The following is a 21,864-nucleotide window of genomic DNA, read 5'->3' on the forward strand; positions in this document are numbered from 1 at the left end:
AGAATGACTTGCTTGAACTGGATGGCGTCGGCGACCCAAGGGCGCCGCAAGGTCCTGCTGGCCGCCGCTGGGGCGGGGGCGTTGATGTGGAGCCAGGTCGCCGTCGCCCAGACCGCGCCCGCGCCGCAGAGCGACCCGGCCGAGGTCGAGGCGGTGGTCGTGACCGGCTTCCGCAGCAGCCTGGAAAAGGCGCTGGAGGTGAAGCGGGCCAACACCGCCGCCGTGGACTCGATCGTCGCCGAAGACATCGCCAAGTTCCCCGACAACAACCTGGCCGAAGCCATCCAGCGCGTGCCGGGCGTGGCCATCACCCGCGACGGCGGAGAGGGGCGCAATCTTTCGGTCCGCGGTCTCTCCGAAGAGTTCACCCGCGTGCGCATCAATGGCGTCGAGGCCCAGGCGACCACGGGCTCGAACCGCGGTCGTGGCTTCGACTTCAACGTCTTCGCCTCGGAGCTGTTCAGCCAGATCGACGTGCGCAAGACGCCGTCGGCCGATGTCGAGGAAGGTTCGCTGGGCGCGACGGTCGACCTGCGCACCGGCCACCCGTTCGACTATCGCGGCTTCAAGATGGCCGGCTCGGCCAAGATGGGCTGGAACGATCTCTCAAAGTCCTATGACCCACGCATGGCGCTGCTGGTCAGCAACACCTTCAAGGACGACACCTTTGGGGCGCTGTTCTCGGTCGCCTATTCCGAGCGCGGCACGCGTCAGAACGGGGCCAGCACGGGTCTGTGGAACCAGGGCAACGCCGACGGCGGCTGGTGCAGCGTCTCGGCCCGTCCGGCCCTGTGTGCTGGCGCCGATGCGACCGACACGGCCACGGCCAGCCTGGCGACGACCCGCTATCCGCGCTTCCTGCGCTACCAACAATATGAGCTGGAGACCAAGCGCCTGGGCCTGACCGGTTCGCTGCAGTGGCGTCCGACCGACCGCACCGAAATCACCTTCGACATGCTGTATTCGAAGTTCGAGGGCTCGCGGAACGAGCGTCAGCTGGAGGCCATCGGCTTCAGCCGCGCCGCCTCGCAGGGCGGCAAGCCCGAGATCGTGGTCCGCGACCTGGTCCTCGATGACAAGGGCACGATGGTCTACGGCCTGTTCGACAACGTCGACCTGCGCTCGGAAAACTACCTCGACAAGTACGATACCGAGTTCACCCAGTGGACCCTGAACGCCAAGCACAAGCTGACCGACAAGTGGTCTGTGAAGGGGCTGCTGGGCTATGTGGCCAACGATTTCGACAATGCGCTGGACTACATCGCCCAGATGGACCGGCTGAATAGCGACAACTATTCCTTCGATTTCCGGCCCAACGGCCAGTACTTCCCGGCCATCAACTACGGCTTCGACGTTACCGATCCGAACGCCTGGTACATCGGCCCGACGCAGACGGTGGCGGGGGGCACGGGGCCGACTGGTCCCGACATCCGGCTGCGCCCCAACTGGAACGACAACAAGTACAAGGTCGCCCAGTTCGACACCGAATATGAGCTGAACGACCACCTGACCCTCAAGGGCGGCGCGAACTGGAAGAAGTACGCCTTCATCGGCCAGGGCCAGCGCCTGGCCGCGGGCGAGGGCAATATCCCGGCTATCCCGGCCGGCTCGACCATGCAGTCGCTGACCGAGCAGTGGTGCGGCCTGCAGGGCCTGAACCTGCCGACGGGCACGCCCGTCTGCTGGGCCAGCCCGAACCGCGACGCCATAGCCAAGGCCTACGACATCTTCAGCAACAGCGGCCGTTTCGCCCTGTCCAGCACGACCTCCAGCGCCCGCGGCGACAACCGCCGGGTCAATGAGGAGGACAAGGGCGCCTATGTCATGGCGGCCTTCAAGTTCGATGCGCTGGGCATGCCGGTGCGCGGCGATGTCGGCGTGCGCTACGTCAAGACGGAGCAGAGCTCGACCTTCTTCGCCACGGTGCCGACCAGCGTGGATCCGGCCGGCTTCCAGTTGACCACGGTGGGCCGCAGCTACGAGGACACCCTGCCGTCGCTAAACTTGGTGGTCGAGCCACGTGAGGACCTCATCGTCCGTATCGGCGCGGCCAAGGTGATGTCGCGTCCGGGCCTGGGCAGCCTGTCGGCGGCGACCAACGTCTCGGTGGCCGGCGGCTCGCGCACGGTCACGACCGGCAACCCGATGCTGGAGCCTTATCGCGCCAAGACCTTCGACGTGGCGGTGGAGTGGTATCCCAAGCGCGGGGCGATCCTGTCGGCCGCGTTCTTCTACAAGGACATCAGCACCTACATCCAGAACATCACCACCCTGGCGCCGTATTCGACGACGGGCCTGCCGGCGAGCTTGCTGCAGGGGACGGGCGTGACGGTTGACGACCAGTTCACGATCTCGAACGTCATCAACACGCCCGGCGGTCCGCTGAAGGGCATCGAGCTGAACTACCAGCAGCCCCTGACCTTCCTGCCCTGGAAGTTCAAGAACTTCGGCGTGCTGCTGAACTACACCTTCGTCGACTCCAAGATCGACTATTTCCTGACCACGACGGCGGGGGCGGCCACCGTGTCGCGCGACCTGCTGAACCTGTCGAAGAACGCCTACAACGGCACGCTCTACTACGAGGACGGGCCGATCCAGGCTCGCGTTTCGCTGGCGCACCGCGACAAGTACCTGACGGCGGTGCCGTCCTCGTACAATGTCGATGTGTCGGGGCGTAAACCCACGACCTTCGTGGACTTCTCGGCCTCGTATCGGATCAACGACGCGATCACCTTCAGCGTCGAGGGCCTGAACCTGACCAACGAGAAGGACATCACCTACAGCGACTCCACGGCCGAACGGCTGAGCGACTACTTCCAGAGCGGTCGCCAGTACTTCGTCGGCGTGCGTTACAGCTTCTGATCCCGTGGGCGGTCGGCGAGAGCCGGCCGCCCTTCTTTCATTGGGGCGACCAGTATGAAGACCGCTTACGGCGCGGCCGCCGCGCTGCTGCTTTTCTCCGCCGGGCCAGTATTGGCCCAGAGCGCGCCGGCCAATGGTCGTGCGGAACTCACCGCCTATATCGACGGCATCGCCCGCGAGCGCTTGAAGGCGCGCGAGGCGATGGTCGCGGGACTGAAATCTCAGGCGGACGCCGAGGCCCGCAAGGCCGCCAACCGCGCCACCATCCTGAAGCTGATCGGCGGCCTGCCCGAGCGCACGCCGCTGGCGGCCAAGACCTGGGGCGTCGTCCAGGAGGATGGCTTCAAGGTCGAGAAGGTCACCTATGACAGCCTGCCGGGCTATCACGTCACCGCCAACCTCTATGTCCCGGCGGGGAAGGGGCCGTTCCCGGCCATCATCGTCGCGCCCGGTCACGGCCTGGACGGCAAGATCGGCAATCGAAACTTCGCGGTGAACCTGGCTCGCGCCGGCATGATGGTGTTGGCCTACGACATCGTCTCCGAGGGCGAGCGGCTGCAGCACTACGATCCCGAGCTGGGCGCCTCCAAGGTGGGGCGGCCGACGGGCGAGCACAGCCTGGCCGCCTGGCAGACCGCGCCGGTCGGCGACCACGTCTCGCGCTACTTCATCTGGGACGCCATCAGGGGCCTGGACTATCTGGCCGCCCGGCCCGACGTCGACGCCCAGCGCCTGGGCGCGTTCGGCTGCTCGGGCGGCGGCACGCTGACGGCGTTCTTGTCGGCGCTGGACGACCGGGTGAAGGCCACCGGCACGGCGTGTTTCGTCACCGACTTCGACCACCTGCTGTCGACCGTCGGTCCGCAGGACGGCGAGCAGTCGATACCCGGCTTCCTGGCCTCGGGCCTGGATCTTCCCGACTTCGTCGAGATGGCCGCGCCGCGCGCCTATGCGGTGATCTCGACCACCGAGGACATGTTCCCGTTCGAAGGCGCCAAGAAGGCGGTCAAGGAGGCGCAGGGCGTCTACGCCCTGTATGGCGCCGAGGATCGCTTAAGCTTCATCCACGGTCCGGGCGGCCACGGCGCGCTGCAGCCGATCGCCTCGGACATCGTCGCGTTCTTCAGCCGTTGGCTGAAGGACGCGCCGGACAAGCGGCCGTTCACGCCGCCGCCGCGCATCGCGCCCGAGAAGCTGTGGGTTACGCCCACCGGCCAGCTCTCGACCTCGATCGGCGGCGAGACGATCCAGAGCCTGAACGCCAAACGACTGAAGACAGTGATCGCGGCGCGGCCGGTGGTGGCTTCGGCCGCCGACGTCGCGGCTCTGCGCCAGCGGCTAGCGGCGGATATCCGCGCGGTGACCTTCGCGACGGCCCAGCCTGGCGCTGCGCCGCCTGAGGTGTCGGAAGGCGCGAACGGCGCCATCCGGCTCAAAGTCGAGGACGGCCAGTGGGCCGACGCGATCCTCACCAAACCCGACGGTGAAGGCCGCAAGCCCGCCGTGCTGCTGCTGACCAAGGATCCTCAAGCCGTGAAGGCCGAGGCCGCGCGCCTGGCCAAGGCCGGCCACGTCGTCCTGACCCTGGTCGCGCGCGGCGCGGGCGGGACGGAGGAACTGAAGGCCAGTGTCCTGGGCGACTGGAATCTCTTGGCCACCCGCATGCTGCTGGTCGACAAGTCGCCCCTGGGCGTGCGCCTGGACGACGCTGTCCACGTCATGGACTGGCTGGCGGCGCGGCCGGACGTCGACGCCAAGGCGATCAGCGTCTACGGTCTGGGCGCGCTGGGGCCGGTGGCCCTGCACCTGGGCGCGATCGATGACCGGGTCGCGGCGATCTATGCCGACAACAGCCTGACCGCCTTCCGCATGGCCGTGGACCAGCCGATCCAGCGCGAGTTGCCCGAGGTGCTGCCGCCCGGCGTGCTGCGGCGCTACGAGCTGGGCGACCTGGCGCTGGCGGCGTTCCCGCGTCCGGTGACCTTCGTCAATCCGACCGACGCCGTCGGCACGCCCCTGACCCAGGCCGCCTTCGACAAGGAACTGGCCTATGTCCGCGCCGCCGACCGCAAGCTGGGGCAGGGCGATCGTGTCCGCTGGACTTGGAGAGGCGGCCGCGAGCCGCTGGTGCTGCCATGAGCGTTTCTCGCCGCTACCTCCTGGCTTCCGGCGCGGTGCTGGCCGCCGCGCCCGGCCTGGCTCGCGCCGCTGACGACGCCTGGAAGGAAGCCGACGCCATCCTGGCCCGCATCAAGCCCCCGACGATCCCACGCCGTGATTTCCCGATCACCAAGTTCGGCGCCAAGCCGGGCGGCGAGGTCGACTGCACCAAGGCCATCGCCGCCGCGATCGCGGCGGCTGCCAAGGCCGGCGGTGGTCGGGTGGTGGTCCCGGCCGGCGTCTGGCTGACTGGCGCGGTCCATCTGAAGAGCCGCACCGAGCTGCACGTGGCCAAGGGCGCGACCCTGAAGTTCTCGCGCGATCCGGCCGCCTACCTGCCCGCCGTGCTGACCCGGCATGAGGGCGTGGAGCTGATCAACTATTCGCCCTTCATCTACGCCTTGGACCAGCACGACATCGCCTTGACCGGCGAGGGGACCTTGGATGGCCAGGCCGACGCCGACCACTGGTGGAACTGGGTCAAGCGCAAGCCGCCTGGCGTGGTCGACGACCGCAAGCGCCTGACCGAGATGTCCGAGAAAGGCGTACCCGTCGAGCAGCGGGTGTTCGGGGCTGGCACGACGATCCGCCCGATGTTCGTCCAGCCCTATCGCTGCCGGAACGTGCTTATCGAAGGCCTGACCATCGTCGGCTCGCCGATGTGGGAGATCCACCCGGTCGCCTGCGAGAACGTCATCGTGCGCGGGCTGCAGATCCACAGCCACGGCCCCAACAACGACGGCTGCGACCCGGAGTCGTGCCGCGACGTGCTGATCGAAAAGTGCGTGTTCGACACGGGCGACGACTGCATCGCCATCAAGTCGGGCCGCAACGCCGATGGCCGCCGCCTGAACCGGCCGACCGAGAACGTCATCATCCGCGACTGCGAGATGAAGGACGGCCACGGCGGCGTCACCCTGGGCAGCGAGATCACCGGCGGCGTGCGCAACGTCTTCGTCGAACGCTGCAGGATGGACAGCCCGCGCCTGGATATCGCCATCCGCTTCAAGAACAACGCCATGCGCGGCGGCACGCTGGAGAACATCCACGTCCGCGACATCGCCGTGGGCCAGGTGGCCAAGGCGGTGATCACCGTCGACTACAACTACCAGGAGGGCGCGAATGGGTCGTTCACGCCGGTGTTCCGCAACCTGGTGGTCGAGCGCCTGGTCAGCGGCAAGAGCCCGCGCGCCCTGGACCTGCAAGGCTTCCCCGCCGCGCCGATCCGCGGCGTGACGCTGAAGGACTGCGTGTTCGACGGCGTCGCCCAGCCCGACATCATCAAGCACGTCGAGGGCCTGACCTTCGAGAACGTGCGCATCAACGGCCAGCCGGCCACGCCGCCGGCATGAACAAGTTCAGGACGTCCATGACCCAAAGCCCAGTCTCCGCCACCCGTCGCCTGATCGTCGGTGGGATCGGTCTCGCCGCCGCTGCCGCCGCTCTGCCGGCTCAGGCTCAAGCTACGAAGGCCAAGACACCGGCCCGTCCGGTGCTGCCGGCGCGCAAGCTGAAAAACCCGCTGGTGTTGGATCCCCGCGACTTCGGCGCCAAGGCCGATGGCGTGACCAAGGACACGGTCGCCATCCAGACCGCCCTCGACCGCTGCGCCACGCTGGGCGGTGGTGAAGTGGTGCTGAGCGGCGGGACCTTCCTGACCGGCGCCATCCGCATCGGCTCGCGCACGACGTTACGCATCGACAGCGGCGCGACGCTGCAAGGCTCGCCGGATCTCGCCGACTATCCGGTGGTGCAGGTGCGCTGGGAGGGCCGCTTCGTGCCGGGCTATATCGGTCTGGTCTGGGCGCGCGAGGCGCATGATGTCGCGCTGACCGGTAAGGGCCAGATCGTCGCCTCGTCGGCGATCAAGCGGCGGATCGAGACGGCCACCGGCTACCGCCATCCGGCGCTACTGGAGTTCGTCGAGGTGAAGGGCCTCAGCGTCACCGACCTGCGCACCGAGCAGAACGACATGTGGTCGATCCACCCGGTCTATTGCGAGGACGTGGTGTTCCGCGACGTGATCGTGCATGGCGGCGCCGACGGCATCGACGTGGACTCGTGCAGCCGCGTGCTGATCGAGCGTTGCGACTTCGACGTGGCCGACGACTGCATCTCGCTGAAGTCGGGGCGCGGCCTGGAAGGCAACATGATCGCCCGGCCGACCGAGGACGTGACCATCCTGGACTGCGTGTTCCGCGACCGCCGCTGGGCCTGCATCGGCATCGGCAGCGAGACCTCGGCCGGCGTGCGCCGGGTGCTGGTCGAGCGCTGCAAGTGCCTGTCGGCCTACACCTTCGCCATCTACATCAAGAGCCGTCCAGGGCGCGGGGCGTTCATCGAGGACATCGTCATGCGCGACCTGGAGGTGTCGAACACGGGGCAGGGCTTCCTGCGGCTGAACTTCCTGGACAGCGGCAAGCAGGACCAGTTCCCGGTGCCGGGCCTGGCCGGCATCCCGACCGTTCGCAACATCGTCTTCGAGCGCATCAAGGTCACCGACGTCCCGGTGTTGGTCGAGGCGGTGAACGTCCACCCCGACAAGCCGGTCGACGGCCTGGTGCTGAACGGGATCACCGGCACGGCCAAGCGCGGCATCCGCCTGGCCAACCTGCGTAACGTTGACCTGAAGGGGATCAACGTGACGATCGCCGAAGGGCCGAAACTGGCGACCAACAACGTCACCGGGCGGGGTCTGGAAGGCGCGGTGGCCGGGGATCCCACGCCGCGTCCGGCCGACGTGGTGGCGACCGAACCGGCGTACCGTTTCGGCCAGGTCAGCGGCCGGCCCAACTAGGGAGAGACGATCATGCGAGACCTCCACCTGAACCGGCGGGCGCTGACGGGCGCTCTTGCGCTAAGCCTGGTCGCCGGCCGCGCCCTGGCGCAGGCGGCGAAACCGGCCGACGCGACCCTGACCGGCACGCCCGCCGCGCCGGTGATCATCCCCGCGCCGCCGGAGCCCGCGGGCCTGCTGTCGAAGGAGGTGGTCGAGCTGTGGCCCGTCGGGCGCGTGCCAGGTTCGGCCGGCGTCACGGCGACGCGCCAGGTCCTGGAACGCGGCTCGCCCGCCGCGCACGACCGGGCGGTGATGCACGTCTCGCGGCCGATCCTGGAGGTCTTCCGGCCCGAGAAGCCGAACGGCGCGGCCATGGTGATCCTGCCGGGCGGGGGCTACATGCGGCTGGCGGTCGACAAGGAAGGGGCGGGCGGCGCGCGCCGTCTGGTCAAGGCGGGGATCACCTGCTTTGTGCTGAACTACCGCCTGCCGGTCGACGGCTGGGCGGATGGCTATGACGCGGCGCTGCAGGACGTGCAGCGGGCGGTGCGGCTGATCCGGGCGAACGCCAAGACCTGGGCCGTGGATCCGGCCCGCGTCGGCGTCATGGGCTTCTCGGCCGGCGGGCATCTGGCCGCCGCCTCCCTGACCCGCCACGACGCCAAGGTCTATGAGCCGATCGACGCCGCCGACCAGCAGTCAGCCCGGCCGGATGTCGTCATGGTCGGTTACGGCGTCATGACCGCCACCGCGCGGCCGGGCATCGCCACGGTCAGCGCCGAGACCGCCAAGCCGTTGAACGAACGCGTCCGCAAAGGCCTGCCGCCAACCTTCGTCGTCCATGCGGCGGACGACCGGACCGTGCCGGTGCTCAACAGTCTGACCCTGTTCCAGGCGCTGAAGACCGCCGAGGTCCCCGCCGAGCTGCATGTCTACCAGGAGGGCGGCCACGGCTTCGGCTTCAGCCTGCCGGCCGATAACCCGGCCTCGCGCTGGCCCGACGCCTTCGAGGCCTGGCTGCATCGCCTGAAATTCATCTGAGGGAGAGTTCGGGTCGTCGAACCGGCGGGGTTCGACGACCACTCGCGTCGCGCGCCATGCCCCACCGACATTCAGCGCGCTGCTGAGCGCGGTTGTCGCTCAGAGGGAGGGGGCTGTCATTGATCGGAAATCCACGTTTTATTGCCTGCTGGTCCTGAGTCCCGTCCGTAGAGATCTCCTTGTCCGCTTCCGCCTTGCGTAAAGATGTCTGGCTGCTGGACGCCAAGGACCAGGACGACGCCTTCGAGCAGTACCGGAAGGGCTGCGCGCACCTTTTCGACATCACGCTGCAGTCGCCCGAGGCGACCTTCTTCAACAGCCTCGAGGCTTATCACCTGGGTGTGGTCGTCCTGGCCAAGTGCTCGGGTGTGCCGCAGCGGTTCGAGCGCAAGCTGTCGCACATCCTGATCGATGGCGGTGACACGGTGCTGGTGGTGGTCGAGCTGGAGGACAGCGGCTGGCGTGGTGACTATGACGGCCGCGCCGCCGGCGGCCACATGGGGCCGATCCGACTGATCGACATGGCCCGGCCATACGAGATGACGACCGGCGGCTATCGTTCGCTGTATGTGATGGTCCCACGCGCCTTGCTGGACGGACAAGGCAGCCTGGATTTCCACGGCCTGGTCTTGTCCGACGACAGCGTCAGCGGACGTCTGCTGGGGACGCACATCCGGACCCTGGCCGACGTGCTCGACCACATCACCTCGGACGAGGCGGAGGCCGGCGCCAAGGCCACGGCGGCGCTGATCGCCGGCGCCATCGCCACCCACGCCGCGCCCGCCAATGGCGAGCATCGCCCGGTCGAGAAGATGCTGCTGGCCTCGGGGCGCCAGTTCATCGAGCAAAACCTGGACGACGTCGAGCTGTCGCCCGAAGCCGTCCGCCGGCGCCTGGGGGTGTCGCGCAGCCTGCTCTACAAGGTGTTCGAGCCCTTGGGCGGCGTCAGCGCCTTCATCCAGGGGCGGCGCCTGGACCAGGCCTTCGACGCCATCCTGCACGACCGCGCCGAGCAGCATACGCTGGGCGAGATCGCTTACCACCATGGCTTCCGGTCCGACGCCCACTTCAGCCGCGCCTTCCGCGGGCGGTTCGGCGTCACGCCCGGACGTCTGCGCCGTGTTGGCGAGGCGGCGCGGCAGGAGGGGCTTTCGGCGCTGGAGCGGCCGGACGATGTCTGGACCTGGCTGCGCGGCCTTTAGGCCGATCGGCGTCACAGGCGCCTATGGCGAAGCTTCTTATGGTTAAGCTTCACGCATAGAGAGAGTGGGATTGCCTTACGCGGCCTCGGCGACGTAGGGTCCGCGCCCTCTCGTCACCCCACCGACGAGCACCTAGCCGGCGGCGTTCATTGAGTGCTGCCGGCCTTCTCTCCCTCTCCATACCCTTCAAATCTCACGGTAGGCGCAAACAAAACGCGCCGCCTCCGGGAGGAGAGGCGGCGCGAGTCGAACCAGGCGGGGAAGTAAAGAAGGACGCCTGGGAAGTCCGGGGAGGACGTTCGGGTTAGAAGTTGTAGCGGAGGCCGACGATGAACTGGCGGCCGCTGTGGGTGTAGACGTTCAGGCGGTCGGTGTAGCCGACGTACTGGTCGTTGAACTCGTCGGTCAGGTTCACGCCCTCGACCGACAGCTTCAGGTTCTCGCGGATGTTCCAGCTGGCCTGCATGTCGACGTTCAGGGTCGAGTTGGTGCCCGCGATCAGGTTGTTGTCACTGGCCGGGACCTGGGTCAGGTAGCCGCCGCGATAGGCCAGCGAACCGCGGACGCTCCACTTCGGGGTCTCGTAGTAGAGCGTCGCGTTGGCGGCGTGCTTCGACAGGCCGATCAGGTCCTCGATCATGACCGGGCCGCCCGCCGTCGTCGTGGTCGGGTATTCGATCTTGGAGGCGACGTAGGTGTAGTTGGCGATGACGCCGAAGTGGCTCATCCAGCCCGACAGGAAGGTGAAGGGCTGCTGGGCGTTCAGCTCGAAGCCTTTCAGGTTGCCGCCCTTGGTGTTCATGGGCTTGGAGACCTGGAACACCATGTCGGGCGTGGCGGTGGTGCCGGCGATCAGCGAGTCCGGCAGGCCCAGCGTGTTGTAGACGCGCGACTCGCTCAGATTGGCGACGAAGGTGTCGATCTTCTTGTAGAAGAAGCCCGCGGCGAACATCGTGCCCGACGACGGATACCATTCCAGCGACACGTCCAGGTTCTTGGACTGGGTCGGGTTCAGGTACGGGTTGCCCGAGCTGTAGCTGCGGTTCGAACCCTGCACAGACACGTCACCGCCAGGGGCGAGTGAGCCGATGCCCGGGCGGGCGATGGTCTTGGCGGCGCTGACGCGGGCCACGAAGGTGTCGGTGACGTCGGCGGCCAGGTTGAACGACGGCAAGGTCAGGTCGTAGTCGCGCTTGACGTCGACGCGCTGGATCACGCCGGCGACGGCAGCGTAGCCGGCCGACTCCTGCTCGGTGTGGACGCGGCGGATGCCGGCGTCGCCACGGAAGGGCAGGCCCAGCGCCTCGAAGCGGAACTCGGCCTGGACGTAGGCGCCGGTGTCCTGCTCCTCGACCGCGCCGTACTGGCCGCGGGCCGAGGTGTTGTTGGTGCCGGTCAGGGCGTAGATGCCGGTGTTGCTGTAGATGTTCAGCAGGGCGGCGTACTTGTCGATGTCAGGCACCAGCCAGGCGGTGGCGTTTCCGGCCGGCATGTTCAGGCCCTTGCCGAAGCCGCTGAACACCGTGGACACCGAGGCCAGCTCGGCGGGGGTCAGGGTCTGGCTGACGGTCTCGGTGGTCCGGTACAGGCCGTAGCTGTCGTACTCGAACTTGCGCCAGTCGACGCCGGCCTTGAGCTTCAGGTTCTGGTTGGCTTCCCACTCGCCGTAGATCTTGGCGGTCGAGAATTGGTTCTCGACGAAGGTCGGGCGGATGCGGACTTCCGAGGTGCCGTTGATGGCCGACCAGTTGGCCGGATCGGCAGCGTCGAAGTTCAGCAGGATCTGCGGGGCGCGCGCCTTGCGGAAGTCGTAGACATAGTTGGCGCTGTTGGCCCGGTCGAAGGTGACGATCGTCGAGACCGGCTGGGTGAAGGTCGAGTCCGCGTAGCCGGCCAGGGCGCCGATGACCACGCGGTCACCGAAGTTGTGCTTGGCCGACAGGGTGAACTGCTTGAACTCGGTGTTCAGCTCGTCATAGGCCGACTGGGTGCGCAGATCGACATTGTCCATCTTGGCGTAGACCAGGTTGCCGTTCTCGACGACGCCCTCGCGAATGATGGTCTGCGGCTTGCCGGTCGTGGCGCGCGACAGGCCGATGGCTTGCAGCTGGGCTTCTTTCCGCTCGCCGGCCAGATAGGCGTACAGGGCGTCGAAATTGATCTCGGTATTGGCGTCCGGCTTGTACTGCAGCGAACCGGCCAGGCCCGTGCGCTTGTTCTTGATGTCGTAGCTGACGTAGGCCGGGATCCGCGGCGCGAAGATCGCCTTGGTCGTGTCGGTTTCGTTGATCTGGGCGAGCGTGTAGCCGGAGAGCGTCGAGGCGGCGTTGAAGCCGCCGTTGCTGCCGCCGGTGGACCAACGGGTGATGTTGGCGCCTTCTTCCTTCAGGTGGCGCTCTTCGTAGGCGGCCGAGATCAGCACGCCCAGCTTGCCGTCGAAGAAGGTGCGGCTGGCCAGGGCCGAGACGCGCGGTGTGGTCTTCTCGGCGAGGTCGTTGTAGCTGGCGCCGGCCGACAGCACGAGCTGGGGCTTGCGGCTGTCGAAGGCGCGCGAGGTGTTCAGGTCGACAGTCGCGCCCAGCGAACCCTCCTCGACATCGGCCGAGGCGGTCTTGCGCACCGCCAGGCTGCTGAAGAGATCCGAGGCGAAGACGTTGAAGTCGAAACCGCGGCCGCGGTTGGTGCCGCCGCTGTTGGCCGTGCCGCCGGTGGTGGAGATGGCCTCCATGCCGTTGATGCGGACGCGGGTGTATTCCGAGCCGAGGCCCCGTACGGTGATCTGACGGCCTTCGCCGTTAATGCGTGAGATCGAGACGCCGGGGATGCGCTGCAGCGATTCCGCCAGGTTCAGGTCGGGGAACTGGGCGATGTCCTCGGCCTTGATGGCGTCGACGACGCCGCTCGAGTTACGCTTGATGTTGATCGCGCTTTGCAGGCTGGCGCGGAAGCCGGTGACGACGATAGCGTCGACTTCATCGGCGGCGGGGGCGGCCGGAGCGGCGTCTTGTGCGAAGGCGGCGCCCGCCAGGGTCAAGGCCAGAGCGGAAGCGCTGAACGCCAAGGCGGCGCGCGCGGGTTTGCGGTTGATCGACATCATCCCTCCCAGTGCCCGCGTGTCGCGGGTCTCTTTCGATCCGAAGGCGGCCGAACCACCTTCTTTGTTGGCTTCAGGATAGGAACGGGTTTCCGTCGAGGGCCAATCTCAATCAGGTATGGACTGATGCGCGTTCGGCACGGATCGAGGGTGAGGCGGCCTCCGAAAACGCAATTCAGATGCGTTTTTCAGGATTTCGGCCCGAATGACCTCTCGGAAACGGGTGGTCCGGACATGTTTCGATACACGAACCGCCTCGATCCATGTCGCCCGTGGATCGGTCGATAGGCTAATTGACTTAGACCTGGGGAACGGGCGCCTCTAGCGTCACCCTGGACGATGCCGGCGACAGATCGGCTGACAAGGGAAGGGACGTGTATGACCGACACCACCAAGCGGACGCGGGTGCGCTGGCTGATCATCACGGTCCTGTTCATCATCACCACGATCAACTACGCCGACCGCGCGACCTTCTCGATCGCCGGCCAGTCGGCGTCGAAGGAGCTGGGCCTGGACCCGGTGGCGATGGGCTACATCCTGTCGGCCTTCGCCTGGGCCTATGTCCTGGGCCAGATCCCTGGCGGGGCGCTGCTGGACAAGTTCGGCTCCAAGAAGATCTACACCATCGCCCTGATCGTCTGGTCGGGCTTCACCGCCTTGCAGGGTTTCGCGGGCTTCTTCACCGGCCTGATGGCGGCCAGCGTCCTCTTCGCCATGCGCTTCGCGGTGGGGCTCGGAGAGTCGCCGTCGTTCCCGGCCAATGCGCGCATCGTCGCGGCCTGGTTCCCGGGTTCTGAGCGGGGCACAGCCTCGGCGATCTTCAACTCGGCCCAGTACTTCTCGCTGGTCGCCTTCGCGCCGCTGATGGGCTGGCTGGCCCACAGCTTCGGCTGGCGTTCGGTGTTCTGGGTGATGGGCGTGGTCGGCATCCTGGCGGCGCTGGTCTTCGTCAAGCTGATCCACAGTCCGCTGACCCATCCGGCCGTCAACAAGGCCGAGGTCGACTATATCGAGGCCGGCGGCGGCCTGGTGCGGATGGAAGAAAAGAACGCGGCCAACGGCGCGGCCTTCAACTGGGCCAACGTCAAGCAGGTGCTGTCCAGCCGCATGCTGCTGGGCGTGTATCTGGGCCAGTACTGCATCAATGTGCTGACCTATTTCTTCGTCACCTGGTTCCCGATCTACCTGGTCAAGGAGCGCGGCCTGTCGATCCTGCAGGCCGGCTTCACCGCCGCCCTGCCGGCACTGTGCGGCTTCGCCGGTGGCATCCTGGGCGGCATGATCTCGGACGGCCTGCTGAAGAAGACCGGCAATCTGGACATCGCCCGTAAGACGCCGCTGCTGCTGGGTATGGTGCTGGCCACCTGCATCATCGTCTGCAACTACGTCGAGCAGGAGTGGCTGGTCATCGTGATCATGGCCGCGGCCTTCTTCGGCAAGGGCGTGGCGTCGCTGGGCTGGGCGGTGGTGGCCGACACCTCGCCCAAGGAGATGGCCGGCGTCACCGGCGGCATCTTCAACACCTTCGGCAATGTCGCCGGCATCGTGACCCCGATCGTCATCGGCTACATCGTCAAGGCGACCGGCTCGTTCGACGGGGCCCTGATCTTCGTCGGCGCCCACTGCGTGATCTGCATCCTGGCCTATTTCCTGATTGTCGGGAAAATCCAGCGTCTGGAACTGAAGGCGGCCTGAGTAACATGACGACCCGACGTTCCGTCCTGGCCGGCGCCTCGGCCCTGGTCTTCGCCGCCCTGGCGCGTCCTGCCTCTGCCGCGCCGATCCTGTCAGTCTCGACGCCGATGGCGCCGCCCGAATGGGCGCTGCTGCAACGCGAGCTGCTGAAGGCCAACGAGGAGGCCTGCGCGGCCTTCTTCGCCCGCTATTTCGACGATCGCGGCTGGCTGCGGGCCGTCGAGCGCTGGGGCGCCAATGACGGTCCCGACGACGCCATCGAGAACGTCAACGACTGGCCGACCCTGCACGCCCTGGGCGCGGGCGACCAAGTCCTGGCCATGGCCAAGAAGGCCTTCGACGGCAATGTCGCCCAATACACGGCGGCTAAGACCGTCGAGGTGCCGTTCGCTCGCGAGGGCATGTACTTCCGCGAATTCCCGGTCATGACCGACTGGCAGCACCTGTCCGAGGGGCTGTCGGTGTTCAACCTGCTGGGCCTGTCGGACCCCTACGACGCCCGCTATCGCGACCGCGTGAAGCGCTTCTCGGGCTTCTATACGGGCGAGGACAAGGCGGTCCCGAACTACGACCCGAAGCTGAAGATCATCCGCAGCATGATCACGGGCAGCAAGGGGCCGATGCTGCGGCAAGCCACGCCGCTGGACTGGGCCGGCGACCGGTTCGACCCGACCCATTTCTTCATGGAGCACGGCGAGACCACCTACCAGCAGACCCTCGATCACTATGCCGAGTATGGCGACGTGGTCGGCGATGCGCCGCTGAACCTGCAGGCCACCAGCCTGGTGCTGAACGCCTACATGCTGGACCACGAGCCGAAGTACCGCGACTGGATCGTCAGTTACGTCGACGCCTGGATCGATCGCGCCAAGGCCAATGGCGACGTGCTGCCCAGCAAGATCGGCCTGGACGGCAAGATCGGCGGTCCCAAGGGCCAGTGGTGGAGCGGGACCTACGGCTGGGGTTTCAGCCCCGTGGCGCCGCCGACCGGCAAGCGCGAGGACCGCAACCGCGTGCCGCGCGCCGTGGTCGGCTTCCTCAACGCCTACCTGCTGACCGGCGACGACAAGTACCTGGACGTCTGGCGCCGCCAGAACGACGTGATCAACGCCCAGAAGAAGACCGTCGACGGCAAGGTCATGACCCCGCGCATGTACGGCCCCAAGGGCTGGTACGGCTATGCGCCGGGCGAGTACCGGCTGAACGGGCTCGAGATCTGGTACATGTCGCAGAAGGCCAGCGACCGGGCTCGCGCCGCCGACCATCCGTGGGTCTCGTACCTGGAAGGCAAGGACGCCGGCTATCCGGTGAAAGCCTTGCGCGCCGACCTGGAGCGGGTCCGCGCCAAGGCTCAGGCTCAGCGCGAGGATAACACCTCGCCCGATACCCGCTTGGCCGACGCCACCCTGGACATCACCCCGGCCAGCGTCACGGCGCTGATCCACCTGATGGAAGGCGGCATCAACATCGCCCGGCCGGCCTGGTCGGGGACTTCGCCGTCGCAGGGCGGGGCGCTGCGCTATGCGCGCCTGCGCTGGTTCGACCCCGAGCGCCGCCGCGCCGGCATTCCGCCGGACGTTTCGGCCCTGGTCGAGAAGTTGGGCGAGGACGAGACGGTGGTGACCCTGGTCAACACCAACCAGGTTTCCGCGCGCACCGTGACGGTGCAGGGCGGCGCCTATGCCGAGCACCAGATCCTGAGCGCGGCGGTGGGCGAGGGGGCCGCGGTCCCGGTCGACTCTTCGGCATTCACACTAAAGCTGGCCCCCGGCGCCGGGACACGGCTGACCTTCAAGATGAAGCGCTATACGAACGCTCCGACCCTGAGCTTCCCCTGGGACAGGGCCTAGTTTCGTAAGGAGAGACCGATGATCGGCACGTGGGCCATGCTGGCGCTCGCTCTGGCGCAGACGCCTGACCCGAAGCCGATCGCGGCGGTCGCCGCCGGCGGTCCGGCCGCCACCGGGGCTGAGACTACGCTGCTGCTGGTCGACCGCGAGGCCGATGACGAGGCGCAAGGCTCGCTGCGCTGGGCGATCGCGACCAGCAACGCCGAGCCCGGCCGCTACCGCATCGAGATCGCCGCGCCGACCATCGTGCTGAAGTCGGCCCTGCCGGCGATCAAGGGGCCCGTCTCGATCGAGGGCCAAGCCTTCGCCCGCTTGGGCGGCCACAACATTGTCGATGGTTCTGGCTACCTGCCGCGCGACCTGAAGTCCTGCCCCGGCATGGTCCCGGGCCAGTACGGCACGAATGTCCGCACGGCCAGCAATCCCGGCTTCGCGCTGGTCGACACTAAGGGCGTGACCTTGCGCGGCCTGGAGATCCGCAATTTCTGCATCGGCGTGCTGATCCTGCGGACCTCGAACGCGGTGGTGGTCGACAACCGCATCGTCCGCAACATCGGCGGCGCGGGCGTCATGCTCAGCGGCGACGACGGCAAGGGCGGCTCGACCTCCAACACGACCCTGGACAACAAGGTGCTGCGCAACACCTTCCTGGAGAACGGCGACGGCCTGGAGCTGACGCGCGGCGCGGCTTTCAACCTGATCGCTGACAACGTCTTCGACGGCGGGACCGACAATCTGGAGCCCTCGCAGGGCATCGAGATCCTGTGGGGCAATGACAACACCGTCGTGCGCAATCGCTTCCTGCGTTACTCGGACGGCCTGCAATCCAACTGGGGCGCGCGCAACTACATCGGCGCCAACGTCTTCGAGGGCAACGCCTTCGGGATCAGCCTGACGGGCGCCGGCAACATGGTCGTCGGCAACGAGATCCGCGGCAACGGCATCGGCATCGCTGTGCGGCCGGAAGCGAAGGTCGCCGTCAACCGGATCAGCCAGAACAGCATCGCCGGCAACGGCCTGCCGATCATGCGCTGCTCGGCCGGTGGTTCGTGCGATCCCAAGATGGCCCGAGGCGGCATCGTCATCGGCCCACCGGGCTTGGAGCACGGCAGCTTCGTCGGCTCGCGCGGCATGGGTGTGGTGTTCGACAAGGCCGGGGCGGCGACGATCTGTCTGAATCAGGATGACGCGCCGAACTGCCACGCCCAGCCTCAATTTGCCCTGGCGCCGCCGACCCTCTCGGCTGTGCAGCGCGCCGCCGGCAAGCTCTCGGTGAAGGGGACGCTGCAAGCGCCGCCCGCCAGCCTGGTCACGGTCGAGGTCTTTGCGGGCAAGGCCGGGACCGCCGAGGGCGAGCGTTATCTCGGCGCGATCCAGGCCGTCACCGACGGCGTGGGCAACGCGACCTTCGCCGGTGACGTCGAGCGCGCGGCGGCCGGCTCGGCCATCACCGCCACGACCACCACGGCGGCGGGGGCGAGCTCGGCGTTCTCCAAGCCCGCCAGCCTTCGTTAGGTTCCTTCCTTCAGGAACGGCGCGGCCGAGAACAGCTCGCGCTCTTCCTTGCGCGGGTCGTCGACCATCTTCGAGGTCTCGTTGAACAGCAGGGTAGGCCGGCGGGGCAGGGTGTACTGCTCCCAGGCCGGGATTGCCGCGCCGTTCGGATTTCCGATCCGCGCGAAGTTGACGAAGGCCCCGCTCATCTGATCGCGCACCTTCTGGGCGGCTGGCCCGGTGCCCGTCTTCGACTCTTTGGCGTCCAGCGTGCCGAACACCAGCGGGATGTCGTAGGTGTGGTAGGCGCCCATCTTCGGATCGGTCTGGGCCCCGAAGTCCAGTTGGTACATCCAGGCCGGGGCACCGATCTTGGCCCGCTGCTCGGCCTGGATCAGGTGGCCCGGCCACGAGCGCCCGGCCGTGGTGATGGCGAAGAAGCAGTCCGACGGGCTGTAGTTCGGATAGAGCGCCCGGTACTTGGCCACCAGGTATTCGGGCGACATGTCGAGCACCAGCTCGTTATCCAGCTTGCCCGGCAGCTCCTCCCAGGTCAGCTCGAAATTCTTGGGATCGCCGCCCAGGAAGGCTTTGGTCTCGTCGTGGGTGTTGCCGATGATCATCGGGATGTGGCCGCTCTCGCGCGGGGCGTCCGGATAGAACGGGTGGCGGGCCAGGACGCCGTGGTCCAGCACCGACCAGAAGATGATGTTGCCCTTGCGCTCCAGCGGGTCACGCATCTTCAGCGCCGCGACCAGTTGGGCGGCGGGCAGGGTCTTCAGGGCCTCGGTCTGGTCGGGCTTGAGGCCCAGCTTCTCCATGAAAGCCTTGGCGCGGATCGTGGCGTGGATCGGGCCCATGGCCGTGACGTGCTGGCCGCTCATGGTCGCGACCTTGTGGTACAGGCCCGCCGCGCGCGGCATGGCCATCAGGGTCACCACCTTGCCGCCGCCGCCCGACTGGCCGAACGTCATGACGTTGCCGGGGTCTCCGCCGAAGGCCGCGATGTTGTCGCGCACCCACTGCAGGGCCAGGATCAGGTCGAGGTTGCCGACATTGCCGCTGTCGGCCAGCTCCGGCCCGCCCAGCCGCGCCAGATAGGCGTAGCCGAAGCAGTTCAGGCGGTGGTTCAGCGTCACCACCACCACATCATAGGTCTTGGCCAGCCAGGTGCCGTCATACAGCGGACTGGAGCCCGAGCCGTTCGCATGGGCGCCGCCATGGACGTAGAACATCACCGGCCGTTTCTTCCCGTCGGCGACGCCGGGCGTCCAGACATTGAGGAACAGGCAGTCCTCGCTGGTCCCTTCGTCGGCCTTGCTCTGGGGAGACGCTGCGCCGTAGGCCAGAGCGTCGGCGATGCCCTTCCAAGGCTGGGCGGCCAGCGCCGGCTGGAACCGACGCGACGATGTGTCGGCACCGTAGCGGACGCCCTTGAAGACCTTGATCCCGTCGACCTGCGCCCCGCGCACTCGACCCGCCGTGGTGGTCGCGACAGGCGCGGCGACGCCGGCGGCGTTGACCCGCGTGGCGACGGACAGCGCGGCGGCTCCCGCCAGGACGGCGCGGCGATCGAGGGTCATCTTGTCTCTCCCAAACTCTATCGTTGGGCGTTGGCCCGCCGTGGGAGAGACCACGCGCTAGCGCGCGTCGGTTCCCGCCGGCGAGGCCTCGGCCAGGCACAGGTCGATGAAGGTCTGCAGGATCGGGCTCTCGTTGTCCTTGCGCCAGGCCATGTAGAGCTCGACCGGGCGGTCGGGCGTGGTCGCCACGGGGCGGAACTGCACGTCGTCGAAATGCAGGCTCATGGCGGCTTCGGGCACGATCGCCGCGCCCAGGCCCGCATGGACCAGGGCCAGCATCGAGTGGATCTGGGTGACGTGCTGGACGTAGTTGGGGCTCACGCCATTGGCGTCGAACAGCGTCGTCAGCATGTTGTAGAAATAGCCCGCGCCCTCGGGCGAATACATGATCAGCGGCGCGGCGTCGAAGTCGGCCAGGGTCAGGGTGGCCTTGGCCAGGCGCGCGTCGCCGGTGGGCAGGGCCGCGACCAGGGGTTCGGACAGCACGCGGGCGGTGGCGAACTCGGCGCGCTCCATCGGCGGGCGGACCAGGCCGATGTCGATGCGGCCGGTCAGCAGGGCCTCGACCTGCTCGCGGGTGACCATCTCGCGCAGGGTGAGGTCGGCGTTGGGCAGGCGGGCCTTGGACAGGATCACCAGCTGCGGCAGGAAGTTGTAGCCCGAGGCGGCGGTGAAGCCGATGGCGATCTGGCCGGCCTCGCCGCTGGCGATGCGACGGGTGGCCAGGGCGGCGCTCTCGGCCAGGCGCAGGATGCGGCGGGCTTCCAGCAGGAAGGCGCGGCCGGCGGGGGTCAGGCGGACGGAACGGCTGGTGCGGTCCAGCAGGGTGACGCCCAGGATCCGCTCCAGCAGCTGGACCTGCCGGCTCAGCGGCGGCTGGGTCATGTTCAGCCGCTGGGCGGCGCGGCCGAAATGCAGCTCCTCGGCGGTGGCGACGAAGCAGCGCAGCTGGCTCAGTTCGAACATCGGAAACCGCCCATCGACCACACCCTGGAGGCGTGACGCCAGGCGCTCGTTCGGACCGATCGCCAGCGTCTTCTTGCCAGGGAGAGGCGTGAACGCGTTCATGGGATGTGTAAAGCGGGTCGATGCGCCGGACGCATCGACCCGTCTGTCCTCTAGCCGTTGGCGGCGCGGCGCTGGTCGCCGGCGTTGGCGCGGGCGATCAGCCCCTGCAGCTCGCCGAACTCAGCCGGGGTCAGCTCGGTCAGCGGCAGCCGCACCGGACCGGCGTCGCGGCCGATGGCCTTCATGCCGGCCTTCACGATCGAGACCGCGTAGCCTTTGCCGCGATTGCGCAGGGTGATGTAGGGCAGCACGAAATCGCGCAGGCCGGCCATCACCGTGTCGCGGTCACGCGCGCGCACGGCCTTGTAGAAGTCCAGCGCCCATTCCGGCATGAAGTTGAAGATGGCCGACGAATAGGTCGTCACGCCCATCTCCAGATAGGGCAGGGCGAAGGTCTCGGCCGTCGGCAGGCCGCCGATATAGGTCAGGCGGTCGCCCATGCGGGCATAGACCCGCATCATCAGCTCCAGGTCGCCGACGCCGTCCTTGAACCCGACGAGGTTCGGATTGCGATCGCACAGCTTCTCGAGGGTGTCCTCGTTGATGATGGCGTTGTCGCGGTTGTAGACGATGACACCCAGCTTGGTGGCCTTGCAGACCGCCTCGATGTGACCGGCCAGGCCTTCTTGGGTGGCGTTGGTCAGGAAGGGCGGCAGCAGCAGCACGCCGTCAGCGCCGGCCGCCTCGGCGTCACGCGCCAGGTCGGTGGCGATGGCCGTACCGTAGCCGGCCCCGGCGATGACCGGGATCTTGCCGTTGGTCTCGGCGACGGCGGCGCGGACCACCTGGCCGACTTCGGCGGGGCGTAGCGAGAAGAACTCGCCCGTGCCGCCGGCGGCGAACAGGCCGGCCAGCTCGCGTTCCAGCATCCAGCCGCAGTGCTCGCGGTAGGGCGCTTCCAGGAACTGGTGATCGGCGTCGAAATGGGTGACGGGAAAAGACAGCAGGCCGCCGCCGAGCTGGCGGGCCATTTCCGTCGGCGACATTCGGCTCATGAAGTCCTCTCCGAGCGGCGGCCTCGTCTCGGGTCTTTCCG

At 67.6% G+C, this 21,864-nt stretch carries 13 protein-coding genes; 9 read left to right on the forward strand and 4 right to left on the reverse strand.

Annotated elements, in window-relative coordinates:
* Window positions 1-3 precede the first annotated feature (3 nt).
* From AC07NF_RS00200 to AC07NF_RS00225, 6 genes are all read left to right on the forward strand, one after another.
* Window positions 4-2,862, forward strand: a complete 2,859-nt coding sequence (locus AC07NF_RS00200; protein ID WP_494632705.1) for a TonB-dependent receptor — start codon at window positions 4-6, stop codon at window positions 2,860-2,862.
* A 54-nt stretch (window positions 2,863-2,916) separates the two neighbouring features.
* A complete protein-coding gene (locus tag AC07NF_RS00205; protein WP_494632703.1) occupies window positions 2,917-5,001 on the forward strand; it encodes an alpha/beta hydrolase family protein in 2,085 nt (694 codons plus the stop codon).
* Window positions 4,998-6,374, forward strand: coding sequence for a glycoside hydrolase family 28 protein (locus AC07NF_RS00210; RefSeq protein WP_494632702.1), 1,377 nt, complete (start codon window positions 4,998-5,000; stop codon window positions 6,372-6,374). Before AC07NF_RS00205 ends, AC07NF_RS00210 begins: the two co-directional genes overlap by 4 nt.
* 17 nt (window positions 6,375-6,391) lie before the next feature.
* Window positions 6,392-7,819 carry a glycoside hydrolase family 28 protein gene (locus tag AC07NF_RS00215; protein ID WP_494632701.1) on the forward strand — a complete coding sequence of 476 codons (1,428 nt, stop codon included), beginning with the start codon at window positions 6,392-6,394 and terminating at the stop codon, window positions 7,817-7,819.
* A 12-nt stretch (window positions 7,820-7,831) separates the two neighbouring features.
* Window positions 7,832-8,842 (forward strand): alpha/beta hydrolase, encoded by a 1,011-nt coding sequence (locus AC07NF_RS00220; RefSeq protein ID WP_494632699.1) that lies wholly within the window; start codon window positions 7,832-7,834, stop codon window positions 8,840-8,842.
* 179 nt (window positions 8,843-9,021) lie between these two features.
* Window positions 9,022-10,044: a helix-turn-helix domain-containing protein gene (locus tag AC07NF_RS00225; protein ID WP_494632698.1), complete on the forward strand. Its 1,023-nt coding sequence runs from the start codon at window positions 9,022-9,024 to the stop codon at window positions 10,042-10,044.
* Window positions 10,045-10,348: 304 nt separating this feature from the next.
* On the opposite strand, the gene AC07NF_RS00230 is transcribed toward AC07NF_RS00225, so the two are convergent.
* A complete protein-coding gene (locus tag AC07NF_RS00230) occupies window positions 10,349-13,141 on the reverse strand; it encodes a TonB-dependent receptor (protein ID WP_494632696.1) in 2,793 nt (930 codons plus the stop codon).
* Between the two features lie 375 nt (window positions 13,142-13,516).
* Between AC07NF_RS00230 and AC07NF_RS00235 the strand changes: the two genes are divergently transcribed.
* The 3 genes from AC07NF_RS00235 to AC07NF_RS00245 are packed head-to-tail and all read left to right on the forward strand — an operon-like array spanning window position 13,517 to window position 18,198.
* Window positions 13,517-14,833, forward strand: coding sequence for an MFS transporter (locus AC07NF_RS00235; RefSeq protein ID WP_492817600.1), 1,317 nt, complete (start codon window positions 13,517-13,519; stop codon window positions 14,831-14,833).
* A 5-nt stretch (window positions 14,834-14,838) separates the two neighbouring features.
* Window positions 14,839-16,683 (forward strand): DUF8034 domain-containing protein, encoded by a 1,845-nt coding sequence (locus AC07NF_RS00240; RefSeq protein WP_492817602.1) that lies wholly within the window; start codon window positions 14,839-14,841, stop codon window positions 16,681-16,683.
* 18 nt (window positions 16,684-16,701) lie between these two features.
* On the forward strand, window positions 16,702-18,198 hold the full coding sequence (locus AC07NF_RS00245; RefSeq protein WP_494632691.1) for a right-handed parallel beta-helix repeat-containing protein: 1,497 nt from the start codon (window positions 16,702-16,704) through the stop codon (window positions 18,196-18,198).
* Here the strand turns inward: AC07NF_RS00245 and AC07NF_RS00250 are convergent.
* Genes AC07NF_RS00250 through kdgD form a run of 3 tightly spaced genes read right to left on the reverse strand, consistent with a single transcriptional unit; the run spans window position 18,195 to window position 21,823 of the window.
* On the reverse strand, window positions 18,195-19,760 hold the full coding sequence (locus AC07NF_RS00250) for a carboxylesterase/lipase family protein (RefSeq protein WP_494632687.1): 1,566 nt from the start codon (window positions 19,758-19,760) through the stop codon (window positions 18,195-18,197). The two genes, AC07NF_RS00245 and AC07NF_RS00250, sit on opposite strands and share 4 nt — an antisense overlap.
* 57 nt (window positions 19,761-19,817) lie before the next feature.
* Window positions 19,818-20,828 carry a LysR substrate-binding domain-containing protein gene (locus tag AC07NF_RS00255; RefSeq protein ID WP_494632681.1) on the reverse strand — a complete coding sequence of 337 codons (1,011 nt, stop codon included), beginning with the start codon at window positions 20,826-20,828 and terminating at the stop codon, window positions 19,818-19,820.
* 50 nt (window positions 20,829-20,878) lie between these two features.
* Window positions 20,879-21,823: a 5-dehydro-4-deoxyglucarate dehydratase gene (gene kdgD, locus AC07NF_RS00260; protein WP_494632678.1), complete on the reverse strand. Its 945-nt coding sequence runs from the start codon at window positions 21,821-21,823 to the stop codon at window positions 20,879-20,881.
* Window positions 21,824-21,864 lie beyond the last annotated feature (41 nt).

The sequence above is a fragment of the Caulobacter sp. GW821-FHT10A06 genome (genome assembly GCF_059415805.1).